We start from the raw sequence: 14,428 nt of genomic DNA on the forward strand, positions 1-14,428 counted from the left end.
GCTAACCGGCATGAGAACTGCTGTGGTGCGCGTCGGCGTCGACCCGGTCGGCGAGCTCGGGCCGCAGCAACTGGCCGACGGCATGACGATGCTCCGCGACATGATGATCGAACGTGGCGCGCAGGTGCTGGACAACCAGCTCGCCGGTCTGCCCGCGCACCGGCGTGAGGTGCAGGTTCTCATCGCGGGCGACGATGCACAGGAGCTTCAACAGCTCGTGATCGAACTGTGTGCCAAGGCTTTCGGTACGGCTCCGCAGGCCGGTGTGGTCACCTTCGTCAGCCGTGGCACCGACGACGACGCCCGCGGTGTGCTGGCCGGTTTCGGGTTGTCCGGCGAGATCGAGCGCGGTGTCGACAGCGACGGCTGGGAGGTGGTGTCGGTGACGCTGCGCGAGGCCGACCTGGACCGCATCCCCGAAAGCCGGATCCATACGGCACTCGAGGCCTCGCTCAACTGCGAGGTGCACATCCGCACGGTGTGAGCCCGTCATTTGCCGAGAAAATCAAGGATCGCCGGCGCCGCCTGCACCCAGGTGTCGAACATGTTGAACCGCTTGGCCTTTCCAGAGGCGCGATCCTCTCCGGCGCGTTCCCAGGCATCTTCGGGCCACGGCGGGTCGATCAGCGTCGAACCCTTGATCAGGCAACTCACTTCCAAAGAGGTGCGCTTCGGGTGGTCGAGATCGTTCTCGCCGCCCCGGATGATCAACGTCGGAACCTTGATGTTGTCGAACATCTCGTCCTCGACCCCAGGGATGGTCTGTCCGGGCTTGGGTACGAACGCATTGAGCCAGCGCAGCATCAGCTTGAGGAATTCGTCCGCGTCCTGCGCCAGGATGCGGGCCTCGTTCGCCGGGTTTTCCGCGATCCGTTCCTTCCACTCGTCAATGCGGGCAACGGCTTTCATACCCGCACCGCGAACCGCGAGGATACTCGGGACGACGTAGTAGGAGCCCAGCACGAACGAGCCGTACACCCCGCCGACGATGTTCCACACCACGAGCTTGGTGACGATCTCGGGGTAGAGCATGGTCGTCAACATCGAATCCCGGGCACCGCCGGACCCGCCGGCCAGGATGCACGGGCCGATGCCCAGCTGGGTGATCAACTGGTGCAACGTCTCGGCCCGCATGTGTGATTCGCTGTATCCGTAGAACTGCACATCGGACTTGCCGCAGTTCGGGCGGTCCCACAGCAGTACCCGGTAGCCGCCCTTGACCAGTTCCTCGGCCAGCGGACGCAACCCCGGGATGTCCTTGCTGAACCGTCCTCCCGGCGTCAGCGCGATGAAATCGCCTTCTTCACCGAGAATTTCGTACACGACGTTGCCACCGTTGATCTCGATGACCTTCTCGTCCTGCTCGAGTACCACCGTCACGCCATCACCAACACTTCGTCGTCAACGATCCGCACCGGGTAGGTACGGATACTCCACTCCGGCTTGACTGCGGTCGTGCCGGTCGCCAGTTCGAAACCCCACTGGTGCCAGGGGCAATAGATGAACTCTTGATCGCGCACCATCACCGCGCCACCGGGGGCGGTCTCATCGACGACAGTTCGTCCGCGGGGCCGCCCCGAACACAGTGGCCCGCCCTCATGTGGGCAGTAGTTCGCGATGGCATAGAACGTGCCGTTGACGTTGTAGACGCCGACCCCGTGGCGGCCGATCGGTACCAGCTTGTGGGTGCCGGGGGGAATTTCGTCGACAGTGGCGACGACGTGCTCGCGCCCCTGCGCAAGCCGGGGGCGCTTGTCCGGTTCGCTCACGTCAGAACACCCGGACCTGGCCCTCGAGAACCGGAACGGTCTCGGGCAGCTTGTAGGTCTCGATGCCGTTGCGGAACATGATCGCCTCGCGGGTGTGCTCGGGCAGGTGTTTGACCAGCCAGCGCGGATCGTCGAACGTCCAGTGCGGATAGTCGCTGCTGTAGAGCAGGATCTTCTCGCATTCCATCCACTCGAACGCCCGGGACAGTTCGGTCTTGTCTTCGGGGTAGTCGAGCGGCTGGGTGGTGAACTTGATGTGGTCTTTGACGTATTCGCTGGGTTTGCGCTTGATGTCCAGCCAGGATTTGCGAGCCGCGTAGATCGCGTCCATGCGCCACATGAGCGGCAGGATCCAGGTGAACGCGTGCTCGACGAACACGATGCGCAGGGTGGGGAAGCGGTCGAAGACACCGTCGAAGATCAGGCTCATCACCTGGTTGGCGGCCAACAGCGAGTACGTGACCATGAAATCGTGGTTGTAGCTCGGCAATCCGACCGGCGGGAGCGGTAACGTGTCGAATTCGCCACGCGAGAGGTGACAGCTCACCGTGATGTCGTGCCTGGTGGCCGCAGCCCAGACCGGGTCGTACTTGGGATCCCCCCACGACGGCCGCGGCTCGGCCTTGATCAGCACTTGAGCCATGTAGGGGTGATCGGCCCACTTCTCGATCTCGGCGACCGCGAGCTGCGGCTCCTCGATGGCCACACACACCGAGCCCCGCCACCGTTGATGCCAGTTGTTATGGCTGTCGAGCCAGTGGTTGGCCAGCCACTCGTTGGTCGCGGTGCAGTAGGCCGCGGTGGCCTCGGCCAACCGGCTCTCGGCGTGCGTCGGCTCCAAGATGGCGATGTCGGAGCCGGCCTCCATGATCAGCTGGCGCAGCGCCATATCGGGATCGCTGCAGGCGAATTCGCCATCCGGCGGGAACGCGTCGACCCGCATCGCATAGGAGTGCGCGTAATCCGGTGCGTCGTAATAGATCTGCTCGCCTACCGGGTGATTGAGGAAGTACTTGCTGCGCCACGGCTCAGGGATGTACTCGATGAGCTCACCGCGTTTGGGCATGGGGTGCACGTCGGAGTCGACGCACCGGACCGCGATGCGCTCGGCCGCGGGTACTCGTGGGCTCGCTGTGACGGACATGAATCCTCCCTCGCGTACTTCTACTGTGCCGCAACGGCGGACGGTATGACTGCGCTGCGCAGCCCGTAGAGCTCTGCGGCGTTGCGCCACAACAGCTTGTCCCGCTGCTCGGCGGTGAATGCGGCCGGTACCGTCGGTTCGTTCAGTTGCCAGTGCGGGTAACTCGACCCGAACATCACCATGTCTTCCTTGCCCGTGAACCCGAACCACTCGCCGGCGAACTCGACGTCGCCAGGCCCGTCGAGGGCGCCCTGCACGAAGTAGACGTGGCCGGGAAGATAATCGCTGGGCATTCTGGGAGCCCACGGTGTCTGCTCCAGATGCGGCCGGCCGAAGCAGTCCATGCGCCACATGAACGGTGTCAGCATGTCGGCCGCGCCGTCGGCCCACACGAACTTGAGTGCCGGCGTGCGCTCGAAGACGCCTTCGGCGATCATGTTCATCAGGTGGTACAGGTAATTCAGCGCCATGAAGCCGAGATACTGTTCATAGGTTCGGGTCTTGCCCGATGGCGTCGGCGGAAACTGGACGCCCGCACCGCCTTCGATGTGCACCGCCACCGGTAGACCGGCATCGGCGGCAGCATCCCACAGCGGCCAGTACTGCGGCTTGCCGTACAGCTCGCGGGACTGCAACGGCACGCCTATCTGCACGACGCGAGGATGGTCCTTGTAACGGTTGATCTCGCGCACTGCGCCGGCGACGTCGTCGGGGTTCACCCGGATGGTGCCGCGGAACCGGTGGCCGTGCGCGTCGTGGTCGAGCCAGCGCGTCACCATCATCTCGTTGTGCGCGTTGGCAAGTGCGGTGCCCAGGTGGCGGTCCGGCATGATGCCGCGGGTCATGGGGTGCAGGATCGCGATGTCGACGCCGCGGTCGGCGAACAGATGCTGCGCGGTCAGATCGGGATCCGAGCCGGGGTATTGCCGTTCGGGCCCCTTGCTGTGCTTTGCGTACTCGCCGCCCGGCGCGCCATACCAATTCATTTCGTAGTCGGGGAAGCCGCGGCTGGCGAACGGCTCGCGCAGAAAGTTCTGCCTCAAGTCTTTGTTCGACCCGAAGAAGACGTGCACGCTGGCATCGATGACCGGGGTGCTGGTCCCGTCGGGGTGCTGCACTGCCAAGGCTGACCTCCGATGTTCGTCCGGTGCACACGTTGTCGACGGTGTGACCGTGACACCGGACCTTCTGCCAGTTTAGATCCTTATTCTTCAATAGCAAGAATATTGTTCTCCAAATGCGGATTAGCTCCCATGCAGGTAGGCGCTCCTGCTGGTCAGTCGCCTAGCGGCCGATGGCGGAGAAGTCATCCTTGGCTCACGAGAATGCCAGATCATCTGAGGAGAATGTTATTCTCGCCTGGATGTGACAGCCCACAGGAGGCGGCGCGTGCTACTCGAATTCGATGCCGATCAGCGGCTATGGCAGGAAACCGTGCGCGACGCGGTCGGCAAGCAGTGTCCGGCGACCCTGGTCCGGGAGGTCGCCGAGCGGGGGGTCGATCCAGCACCGCTGTGGCAGTGCTACATCGATCAGGGCTGGACCGAACTCACCGATCCGCAGAATGCGGTCGAGCTCGCGATCGTGCTCGAAGAGCTGGGTCGTGCCACCGACCTGACCCCGTATCTGGCGACCATGACGCAGTACGCGCCGCTGGCCGAGGACCGGTTCGACCCCGCCGCCGCGGGTACCGCCGTATACAGCGGGGTCGCCGCACGGCGCGATGCCACGGGCTGGGTGCTCGACGGCACCGCGCATCACGTGCTCGACGGAGACCGCGTGCAGGCGCTGGCAGTGGTGACCGACGCCGGAGTGTTCCTGGTGCCGGCCGACAAGGTGCGCGCCCGGCGCACGCCGGCTTTCGATCCGGTGCTGCACATTGCCGAAGTGACGTTCGACGGGGTGAGTGTTCCCGGCACCGATCGCATGCATGTCGACACCGAGAAGGCCCGGCATCTGGCTCTGGCCGGTATGGCGGTGACGACCGTCGGTGCCTGCCAACGGGTTTTGGACCTCGCGCTCGAACACGTCAAGCAACGTCATCAGTTCGGTGTGCCGATCGGATCGTTCCAGGCAGTGCAGCACAAGGCCGTCGACATGCACGTCGCCATCGAACGGGCCCGGGCACTGTCGTACTTCGCCGCACTGACCATCGCTGCCGACGACTCACGGCGGCGACTGTCCGCGGCGATGGCCAAGGCCGCAGCGGGGGAGTGTCAGGCGGTGGTATTTCGCCACGGCTTGCAGTTGTTCGGGGCGATGGGATTCACCTGGGAGAACGACGTTCAGTTCGCGCTCAAGCGCGCGAAGGCCGGCGAACTGCTGCTGGGTGGGGCGGCCGAGCACCGTGCGGTGATCGCCGCCGAGTACCGCACGACGTACAGGGGGCTCTAAGATGCAACTGACCTTCGATTCCGATGTCGAGGCCTTCCGCGCCGAATTCGCCGCGTTCCTCGACGCCCATCTGCCATCCGAGGCGCAGACTCATGCGCGGCCCCGCTCGGTGTCGCACATGCCGCAGTGGGCGCGCGACTGGCAGCGGCTGTTGTTCGACAACGGTTGGCTATTGCCCGCCCAGCCGCCGGAGTTCGGTGGCCGTAACGCCACCGTCGTACAGCAGTTCGTGCACCTCGATGAGCTGTGCCGCAGGCGCATCTACCACAGCTTCAACCCTCAGGGCGTTAATATCATTGCCGCGTCATTGCTTTCGTTCGGATCCGAGGAACAGAAGCACCGCTGGGCGGTTCCCGTGCTGCGCGGTGAGCGCACGGCGTCGCTCGGCATGAGTGAACCGAGCGCTGGCTCGGATCTTGCGTCTCTACGCACGCGGGCCATCTTGGACGGGGACCATTTCGTCGTCAACGGTCAGAAGGTGTGGACGTCGGGCGCACACGACGCCGACTTCCTGCTGACCTTCGTCCGTACCGATCCTGACGCGCCCAAACACAAGGGCATCAGCGTGCTGATCATCCCGACCGACACCCCCGGTGTGGTGTGCCGGCCGTTCGCGGACATGACGGGCGAGGAGAATCTCGACTTCAACGAGGTCTTCTTCACCGATGCCAAGGTGCCTGCCGAGAATCTCGTCGGCCCGTTGAACGGCGGGTGGGGCGTCGCCAACGGCTCGCTCGGTCACGAGCGGACCATGATGTGGCTGGGTTTCGCGGACCGCATCGACAACATGCTCGCCGACTTCCGTCCCCGCACGGCGCTCGAACGGGACCAGTACGCCACCACCGTCATGGATTATCAAGCGTTGCGGGCCATGGGTTCTGCGGCGTTGGCCCGGGCGTCGCGCGGCGAGATGGACACCGCGTCGGTATCGGTGTTGAAGCTCTTCGGTTCCGAGGCCGAGCGCAACGCCTTCGAGAACGCGTTGACCGCTGCGGGACCGGACGGGCTGGTGCACCCGTCGACGACGGGGCCCTACGAACACATGAACCTCGACCACTACTTCGCCAGCTGGTTCGAGCGTTACGCGCGCAGCTTCGGCGGAACCATCGCGGGCGGCACGTCGGAGATCCAGCGCAACATCATCGCGACCCAGGTGCTCGGATTGCCGCGGCGCTGAGTTTCTCCCGCGAACAGTCACTCAGGTACGCCAACCGCGGCGTGTCGCGGACCTACGTGTCTGCTCGCGCAACGACGCCGCGCAGACTGGTATCGCGCACGTGGATGAGCGCTGCCCTGGTGCCCAACTCCCGCAACAGGTTCTCCGGAATCCATCCCACGCCGATCACCGAGCGCGCGAGCATCTCGTTCGACGGGCTGTCGATGCCGATCTCGCCGGCCTTGATACCTTCGGCGAGAAGCGTTTTGACCTGCTTGAGACGTTTGGCATACAGCCAGCCGGGATTCGGGGTATCCGGCGGTGACTGACGCATCCACGCCAGCTGGATGCGGAACTCGTCGCCGAACTGGTCAAGGGCGTTGGTGTGGATCCAGCTCAGCGCGTCGAGCTTCTCGATGGTCGTACCCTCGGAGCGCAGCACCTCCGTCCAGCCGACGGCGATCTTCTCGCCGAACGACTGCATGATCGCGGCGAGCAGTCCGTCCTTCGACCCGATGAGCCGGTACACCGTGCCGGTACCCATACCCGCCGCCGAAGCGATGTCCCGCACGGTGGTGCTCTCGTAGCCGCGGCGGCCGAACTCCGCGCGTGCCACGGCGCGAATGTGGGCGGTCTTGTCGTCGGCCTCGGACCGGGCTTCGTCTACCCAGCTGCGCACCACGGCGTCCGCGGCCAGAAACGGCTGCGACCGATCGAGTTCGGCATCGGTGGGATGGCCGGTGGACAACCCTTCCAACAGGATCCGGCACAGCAGGGTGGCAACCTTGTCCGGGCCGGCGTTGTGCCGCATGACATCGAGGCCCACCTGCAACATGGACTGGCAGATGCGGTCGGCCAGCACGGCGAGGTCGATGTCGGACCGTAGGTAGCCGCTCCATCGGGCGGCGCGCAGGGTCTGCTGCATGGCGTCGAGCGTGGCCGTCGGCCTGCGCCGCGCCAGTGCGACGAGTTCGGGGTTGGAACTTGGGCTCTCGTAGAACGACATCTGCAGCGCTGCGCGGTGAGTCACGGCGCACTGTGCGATGTCCGAGCCCAGTTCGGCGATCCGGTCGAACGCTGATCGCGGTGCGGGGTCGTCGAGACGGGCCTGCGCCTGTTCGGCGATGCGGTCCAGGTCGGCGTGATACCGCCGCAGCAATTCCACCAGAATCGCTTCTTTGGACTCGAAGTGGTGGTAGAGGCTGCCCGGCAGGATGCCTGCGGCGTCAGCGATCTCCTGCAGCGATGTGCGCAATCCCGAGGTGGCGATCAGCGATTCGGCGGTCTGCAGGATTTCAGTGCGGCGCGTGCGGTCTTCGGCTGCGGCGGCGTCGGTGGTGCGCTTGAGTGGCTTGCGCGGCTCAGGCGTCACCGGGGCGCGCCCCACAGCACCTCCACGATTCCTGGCTCCCGTCATGTGTTTTGGGACCGATGCACCGACCCAAAGTTTGGTTAGAGGCTACCAGAGCGACGATGTCGCACCCGGGGATCCGTCGGTGCCGAATGCGCCGGTAGACGCCTCGGTGCCGGGTTCTTTGCAGGCCCGTGGGGGTGGGCCGTCGGCAACGTCGTCACGGCGTTCAGGCGTCGACGCCGAGGCGTTCGGTGATCGCGAACACCTCGTCGTAGATCGACCCGGGGATCGTGTAGGGCTCCGTCGCAGTGACGTCGCCCAGGTGCTCGGCGATGTCGTCGGCGGTGGGCGTGCTGGCTGCGGATGCCAGCCAGCCGTCGGCCAGGCCGACGAAAACCCTGGCGAACCGTCCCGCGCATGCCGAGAAATTCTGGTGGCTGATGCCGCAGGCGCGGCTCGCCAGGTACACCACGATCGGTGCCACCAGATCCGGGCGCATGGCCTTGAAGAAGCCATTGTCCTCAGGGACTTCGGGTCACCGAGCGTTTCGGTGACCATCCGGGACAGCCCGAACGGCAGGACGGTGTTGGCGAGGATCCCGTGGGGCGCGCCCTCCAGTGCGATGACGTTGCTCAGCCCCACCAGACCGGCCTTGGCTGCTGCGTAGTGCGCTTCGAGATGCTGGCCGAACATCCCCGCCGACGACGCGATGAACCGGTGAAGTCGATCATGGTTCCTCCGGTGATTGACTGCCGATGGTGCGGACTCTACGGTGGAACAGATATTTGGTCAACGAATGAGGTGGGGTGGGCGGTAGCCAGGTGAGCAGTGGTGGCGACGGTCCGCATCGGCTGGCGCTGCTGGCGTCGGCGCTTGCCGGGCGGGCCGTCGCGGTCGCCGACGGTGGCGATGGTGAACCTGCGTGGACCGACGGCACCACGGTGTTCATCGACCGCGCGGCGAGCGGATCCGAGCAGCTGCAGTCGGTGGCCGTGCAGGCTGCACTGCTCGCGGCGGGCAGCCTCGATCCGCCGTTGGTACGCAAGCTCATTCGCCGACCCACTCTGAGTCGTAGGTATCTGGCAATCGAAGGGCAGCGGGTCCTGGTATCGACCGAACATCTGTTGCCGCGCCGGGTGCGCTCATTGATCGACGTCGACATCGCCATGCGCTCCGATTCCCCCAGCGCGTCACTGGCTCTCGCGTCGACCGACAACGCAATCGCGAACCCGCCCGCCAGCTTCGGGGCCATCAAGGCCCGCAAGCTGCTCGCGGCCCGGGCCGCCACGGACCCTGTCGATGTGCAGATGCCGCACGTGCCTCGGAAAGGTGCGCGTACGCAGCTCGAGGAAATCAACGACGAAGCCGCCGATGGCGACGATGTGATGGATCCGTTCTCCAGCCCGGTCGGTGGTGGTGGAGTGGCAGGGAAGCTGCTGCAGCGCATGATGAGTCGCGTGCGGCAACTCAGCAGTGGCGGGACGCCGGGCGCCGACACCCCGACCCATCGGTCGTCCAAGGGCATCCGTGGATCCGGGCCGGTGACCTCGGTCGCCTCCGCGGCGTCCGATGCCGACGATGTTCGTGACGGTGCCGGTGGTGGCTTCGGCTATCCCGAATGGGACGTGCATCGCAAACGGTACCGCCCCGATTGGTGCACCGTGCACGAGATCGATACGCCACTCGACGGCGAGAAACCGCTGTCGCGGCCGGACGTGCATTCGTTGCGGCGGCCGCTGACCCGGTTGGGCATCGGATTGGATCGCTGTCACCGCCAGGCCCAGGGCGACGACGTCGACGTCGACGCCGTGGTCGAGGCCAGGGTGGAGATGCTCGCCGGATCGGCCCCGGACGAGTCCTTCTACGTCGACAGTCTGCGCCGCCGTCGCGATCTGGCAGTGCTGGTCCTGCTCGACGTGTCAGGCTCGGCTGCAGAAGCAGGCACGTTCGGGCACAACATCCATGAACAGCAGCGTGCCGCGGCCGCTGCGTTGACCATCGCGCTGCACGAACTGGGCGATCGGGTCGCCCTATACGCGTTCCAGTCGCAAGGGCGCGCGGCGGTGAATCTGCTGCCGGTCAAACGATTCGACGATCAGCTGGATGTGGCGGTGATGCGCAGGCTGGCTGCGCTCCGGCCGGGCGCGTATTCGCGGCTCGGCGCCGCAATTCGGCACGGCTCCAGCGTGATCGCCGAGAAGGCCGGGACCAAGCGCCGGCTGCTCGTGGTGTTGTCCGACGGGCTGGCCTACGACCATGGCTACGAGCGGGTCTACGGGGCCGCCGACGCGCGCCGTGCCCTCGCCGAGGCCCGCCGCCGGGGCATCGGCTGCCTGTGTCTGACCATCGGCGCCGCGACCGACACGGGCGAACTTCGCAAGGTCTTCGGCAGCGCCGCGCATGCCTCGATCCCCAAGCCCGGGCAGTTGTCAGATGTGATCGGTCCGTTGTTCCGCGCGGCGCTGCGCACCGCCGATCTCCGGCGCCGAGTGACGTGATGTCAGAAGGGACGCAATGTCAGTGAATTCTCCAGTAAGCCCGGCACGGCCGTACTACGTACCCGTCGCGAATGAGAAGCAGGTGTTCAAAGCTGCATGCAGGCAGGGGTTGTCGGTCGTCCTCAAAGGACCGACCGGCTGCGGCAAGACCCGGTTCGTCGAGGCGATGGCGTATGACCTGAAGAGGCCACTGGTGACCGTGGCCTGCCACGACGATCTGACCACCGCGGACCTCGTCGGTCGATTCCTGTTGCGCGGCGGGGAGACCGAGTGGGTCGACGGCCCGCTGACCCGTGCGGTACGCGAAGGTGCGATCTGCTATCTCGACGAGGTCGTGGAAGCCAGGCAGGACACCACCGTCGTGCTGCACCCACTGGCCGATCACCGCCGGCAGCTGCCCATCGAACGCCTGGGTGTGACCTTGGATGCTGCGCCGGGGTTCTGTCTCGTGGTGTCCTACAACCCGGGCTATCAGAGTGTGCTCAAGGACCTCAAGGACTCGACGCGGCAGCGCATGGTCGCAATCGAATTCGGCTTTCCTGCACCGGATGTCGAGGAGAAGATCCTGGCCACAGAGGCGGCGATCGATCATGAGCGCGCCGCCGAGCTGGTGCGCCTGGGGCAGGCGATCCGCCGGTTGGAGACGGGCGGGTTGCGTGAAGTGGCATCGACGCGCGTGCTGATCGCGGCAGGCCGGTTGATCGCCGAGGGTTTGACGCCGCGCGACGCCGCCCGTGCCGCGATTGCAGGCCCGCTGACCGACGATTCGGCGGTGACGCGCGGTCTGGTCGAGATGATCGACGCTTACGTGGACGACCAGTCCTCGCTCGACGATTGACGCTCACACCGCGGCTCGTTAGGCTCCAGAACAAATATTAGGTTTCACCTTGTCGCCGCGAATCCGCATCCAGACGGAGGTTGCATGTCGTACGAAGGCAGTGCCGAGCCGATCAAGTTCGGCTATCTGATGGACTTCAAACTCCCCGAGCTGTATCCGCAGGAGATGCGAGAGGATCTCGCCAACCCGTTCGAGCTGATCTTCGCCGAGGGCGTCGCTGACGGGGTGATCGACAGGCCCATCCAGATCGTGTACCGGGAAGTGGAAGGCCTGCCGAAGGGTTCGGTCAAGGCCGTGATCGATGCGTACGGCGAACTGGTCGACGAGGGCTGCCTTGCGGTGTTCGGGCCGCACATCACCGACAACTGCGTACCGACCCGAGAGGCCATCGAAGAGCGGTTCAAAGTGCCCGCCCTCAGCGTCACCGGCAGTGACGCCTGGTTGGGCGAGTGGACGTTCTCCTTTCCGCAGGGATCGCTGACCGACGAACCCATCTTCTGGGCGGACCTGCTGGCCAAGGATGGACACACCGAGGTAGGCGTCCTCGTGGAGCAGTCACTGGTCGGCGAGACCTACGTGAAGAACTTCCGGAGTGCGTGTCGCCGCAAGGGGATACGCATCGTCGCGGAAGCCGCGATCGCCCAGACCGCGCAGGATGTCTCGGCCGCGGTGCGCACCTTGTACGAGGCCAAGGCGCAGGCGGTCGTGCATGCCGGGTTCGGCTTCGGTGTCGTGTTCGTCAACCCGGCGCTGGAAGAACTCGGTTGGGATCCTCCGCGGTTGACCTCCACGGCCTTTCAGAACGCGTGGATCAACCCGGTCATGTGGAACGCATTCATGGGGTGGACCGGCGTGGACCAGTACGACGAGGGAAACCCGGTGGGGCAGCGGTTCCTCGACAACTACCAGGCAAAGTTCGGCCGCCGGCCCGAATACTGCGTGCCGGTGGTGAACTGCGACGTCGCGTCGGCGCTGCTGCGTGCCTGTGCCGACGCCCACCCGCTGAGCCCCCGCGGCGTGAAAGAGGCTTTGGAACGCGTCAAGATGATGCCCGCGGCGGCGGGTGCGCCCGGCACGAGGGTCTCGTTCGGCAACTGGACGCGTCGCGCCTGGATGGGCGCCGGCTATCTGGTCGCGCGCCGACTCGATGCCGACGGCGTCACCTCACATCTCGTCGACCGGTTCGGGGAGGAGTAGGTAATGACCACCACTGCAACACCTTCCGCGCAGAACCCGGCACCCGATTCGAAGCGAGGCTCGTGGCGAGCCGCGGTGTGGATCGCCATCGCGATCGGGCTCCTCGTGCTGATCGCGGTGAACGCGCGCCACGGTGCGGTGTCCCCGCGCATCCGCAATCCGGAGGTCCAGGGTGCGCCACGGCCCGTCGAGCCACTGTTCGGTTACGCCAACTGGCTGGACCTCTTCCAGATCTTCACGATCATCTCGATGACGATCATCGTCGTCGTGTACGTCATCGCCTGGCGACGGTACGGCGCACACCCGGTGCTGCTGATGGGAATCGTGACCACGTTGATCGTCTGGCAGGACCCGATCATGAACTGGTCGCCGTTCGCGGTCTACAACCCCGAACTCTGGCACTGGCCCGAAGACTGGCCTCTCGTGTCGATCTCGCCGACCGTCGAACCGTTCCTGGTGATCGGGTACATCATGTTCTACCTCGGGCCCTACTTCCCGGCGGTGTGGATCCTGCGCAAACTGCAGACGAAGCGGCCACCGACCGCATTCGTCTGGCGCCACCCGCTGATCAGCCTGGCCTTGATCATCCTGCCGATCGGCTTCGTCATCGACATGATGCTCGAGGTCACCCTGGTACGCACGGGCTTCTACATCTACTCGCAGGTGATCCCATTCGGGTCGCTGTTCGTTGGCCAGACCTACCAGTTCCCGCTGATCTGGGAATCGGTGATGGTGACGTTCGTGATGGTCCCGGCGGGCGTACTGCTCTACCGCGACGACACCGGCCGGACCGTCGCGGAAAAGCTCGCTCAACGCGCGCGAATCTTCGCGAGCAGGCCGGCGCTGGGCATGTTCGTGGTGATGTTCGTGATCATCAACCTCGCCTACTTCGCCTACGGCACCGGGTTCGCGATCATCAAATGGACCAGGACCGCCACCTCGGTCGCCTGCCCGTGGCCGTATCCGGAGGCCAAAGTGTATGACCCGCAAGGATTCCACGAGAAGAACGGGCAGCCCGGGCCGTATTCGGCGGGTATCTGGTCCACCTGGATGAGCATGCAGCCGGGTGGCAGGCCCGACGTGGAGCTGGGTGCGACAAGCAACCGATGTGCGCCCGAGGCCGCGCATGGCTGACGTGCGCAGTTCATTCAGTGCTCCTCGCGTGCGCAGTTCCGTCAGTGCTCCTCGCGTGCGCAGTGCTGTCATCACGGGCGCCTCACGAGGACTCGGACTCGCCTCGGCCGCCCGGCTCTACCGGGACGGTTGGCACGTCGTCGCCGCGATGCGATCGGTCGACAGTGGCATGAAAGCCTTGCGGGAGCTGACCGGTGCGCGCGAGGGCGACCCCCGGCTGATCGGGACACCCCTCGACCTCACCGACGCTGCCTCTGTCACGGCCGCGGCGAAAACCATCACCGAGGCCGTCGGAGCGCCTTACGCGCTGGTGCACAACGCAGGCATTTCCGCGGCGGGGATGGTCGAGGAAACGCCGGCCGACCTGTGGGAACGCATGTTCGCGACCAGCATCTTCGGCCCGGTGCTCCTGACCAAGGAGCTGCTTCCATCGATGCGGGCGGCGGGCACCGGGCGGATCGTGCTGGTGTCGAGCCAGGGCGGAGTACGCGGAATGCCCGCGACTGCACCATATTCCGCGGTCAAAGGTGCGCTGGAACGGTGGGGCGAGTCGATGGCCGGCGAGGTCGCGCCGTTCGGCATCGGTGTCACGGTCGTCGTCACCGGCACGTATGACACCGAGATCATCACCGACGCGGGCACCACCGACTGCCGTGATCTCGACGGGCCCTACGCCCGGCACCACCGCACCATGGACAAGCGGGGCCGTGCCGCGATGCGGATGGCCGCGCGTTCCCCGGACAAGTTCGCCGCGGGCCTGGCCAAAGCGCTCGAGAGCTCGAAACCGTTCGTCAAGACGGCGATCGGCCCGGATGCGCGAATGCTGTTGATTGCCAACCGTGTGCTTCCGTCGGCCGGGCTGCATCAGATGACCCGGCTGATGCTGGGCATCCCGCGGTTCGGCGCACTGCGAGGGCAGGGAAGAAGCGATGGCTAGTTTCGAG

13 protein-coding genes and 1 pseudogene are annotated in these 14,428 nt (G+C 65.6%); 8 read left to right on the forward strand and 6 right to left on the reverse strand.

Features of this window, described 5'->3' with window-relative positions; translation table 11 throughout:
• Positions 1 to 10: 10 nt before the first annotated feature.
• The gene (locus BTO20_RS10700; RefSeq protein WP_087075690.1) at positions 11 to 484 is read left to right on the forward strand and encodes a hypothetical protein; all 474 of its coding nucleotides are present in this window, start codon (positions 11 to 13) and stop codon (positions 482 to 484) included.
• A 5-nt stretch (positions 485 to 489) separates the two neighbouring features.
• Here BTO20_RS10700 and BTO20_RS10705 read toward each other — a convergent pair whose 3' ends face one another.
• From BTO20_RS10705 to BTO20_RS10720, 4 genes are read right to left on the reverse strand one after another with little or no spacing between them, the layout of a single operon-like run.
• Positions 490 to 1,380 carry an alpha/beta fold hydrolase gene (locus BTO20_RS10705; RefSeq protein WP_087075692.1) on the reverse strand — a complete coding sequence of 297 codons (891 nt, stop codon included), beginning with the start codon at positions 1,378 to 1,380 and terminating at the stop codon, positions 490 to 492.
• Positions 1,377 to 1,769, reverse strand: coding sequence for a Rieske (2Fe-2S) protein (locus BTO20_RS10710; protein ID WP_087075694.1), 393 nt, complete (start codon positions 1,767 to 1,769; stop codon positions 1,377 to 1,379). The genes BTO20_RS10705 and BTO20_RS10710 overlap by 4 nt, the downstream gene beginning before the upstream one ends.
• Before the next feature lies 1 nt (position 1,770).
• Positions 1,771 to 2,913 (reverse strand): amidohydrolase family protein, encoded by a 1,143-nt coding sequence (locus tag BTO20_RS10715; protein WP_087075696.1) that lies wholly within the window; start codon positions 2,911 to 2,913, stop codon positions 1,771 to 1,773.
• A 20-nt stretch (positions 2,914 to 2,933) separates the two neighbouring features.
• Positions 2,934 to 4,037, reverse strand: a complete 1,104-nt coding sequence (locus BTO20_RS10720) for an amidohydrolase family protein (RefSeq protein WP_198344330.1) — start codon at positions 4,035 to 4,037, stop codon at positions 2,934 to 2,936.
• Between the two features lie 265 nt (positions 4,038 to 4,302).
• Here BTO20_RS10720 and BTO20_RS10725 point away from each other — a divergent pair, with 265 nt between their 5' ends.
• Positions 4,303 to 5,307 carry an acyl-CoA dehydrogenase family protein gene (locus BTO20_RS10725; protein ID WP_087075698.1) on the forward strand — a complete coding sequence of 335 codons (1,005 nt, stop codon included), beginning with the start codon at positions 4,303 to 4,305 and terminating at the stop codon, positions 5,305 to 5,307.
• Between the two features lies 1 nt (position 5,308).
• The gene (locus BTO20_RS10730; RefSeq protein ID WP_087075700.1) at positions 5,309 to 6,484 is read left to right on the forward strand and encodes an acyl-CoA dehydrogenase family protein; all 1,176 of its coding nucleotides are present in this window, start codon (positions 5,309 to 5,311) and stop codon (positions 6,482 to 6,484) included.
• Between the two features lie 52 nt (positions 6,485 to 6,536).
• On the opposite strand, the gene BTO20_RS10735 is transcribed toward BTO20_RS10730, so the two are convergent.
• Together BTO20_RS10735 and BTO20_RS10740 are read right to left on the reverse strand one after the other, a co-directional pair.
• A complete protein-coding gene (locus tag BTO20_RS10735) occupies positions 6,537 to 7,850 on the reverse strand; it encodes a TetR/AcrR family transcriptional regulator (protein WP_408632165.1) in 1,314 nt (437 codons plus the stop codon).
• Positions 7,851 to 8,043: 193 nt separating this feature from the next.
• Positions 8,044 to 8,531 (reverse strand): annotated as a pseudogene (locus tag BTO20_RS10740) (SDR family NAD(P)-dependent oxidoreductase); the annotation flags it as partial.
• Positions 8,532 to 8,638: 107 nt separating this feature from the next.
• Between BTO20_RS10740 and BTO20_RS10745 the strand changes: the two are divergent.
• The 5 genes from BTO20_RS10745 (at position 8,639) to BTO20_RS10765 (ending at position 14,421) form a co-directional block, all read left to right on the forward strand.
• Positions 8,639 to 10,315: a nitric oxide reductase activation protein NorD gene (locus BTO20_RS10745; protein ID WP_198344331.1), complete on the forward strand. Its 1,677-nt coding sequence runs from the start codon at positions 8,639 to 8,641 to the stop codon at positions 10,313 to 10,315.
• A gap of 16 nt (positions 10,316 to 10,331) precedes the next feature.
• Complete coding sequence (locus BTO20_RS10750; protein ID WP_087075705.1) at positions 10,332 to 11,153, forward strand: CbbQ/NirQ/NorQ/GpvN family protein; 822 nt, start codon at positions 10,332 to 10,334, stop codon at positions 11,151 to 11,153.
• Between the two features lie 84 nt (positions 11,154 to 11,237).
• Positions 11,238 to 12,350, forward strand: a complete 1,113-nt coding sequence (locus BTO20_RS10755; RefSeq protein ID WP_087075707.1) for an ABC transporter substrate-binding protein — start codon at positions 11,238 to 11,240, stop codon at positions 12,348 to 12,350.
• A gap of 3 nt (positions 12,351 to 12,353) precedes the next feature.
• Positions 12,354 to 13,484, forward strand: a complete 1,131-nt coding sequence (locus BTO20_RS10760) for a spirocyclase AveC family protein (protein ID WP_087075709.1) — start codon at positions 12,354 to 12,356, stop codon at positions 13,482 to 13,484.
• A 55-nt stretch (positions 13,485 to 13,539) separates the two neighbouring features.
• A complete protein-coding gene (locus tag BTO20_RS10765) occupies positions 13,540 to 14,421 on the forward strand; it encodes an SDR family oxidoreductase (RefSeq protein ID WP_408632166.1) in 882 nt (293 codons plus the stop codon).
• Positions 14,422 to 14,428 lie beyond the last annotated feature (7 nt).

Origin of the sequence: Mycobacterium dioxanotrophicus (assembly GCF_002157835.1) — a bacterium.
In the GTDB taxonomy this organism is placed as follows: domain Bacteria; phylum Actinomycetota; class Actinomycetes; order Mycobacteriales; family Mycobacteriaceae; genus Mycobacterium; species Mycobacterium dioxanotrophicus.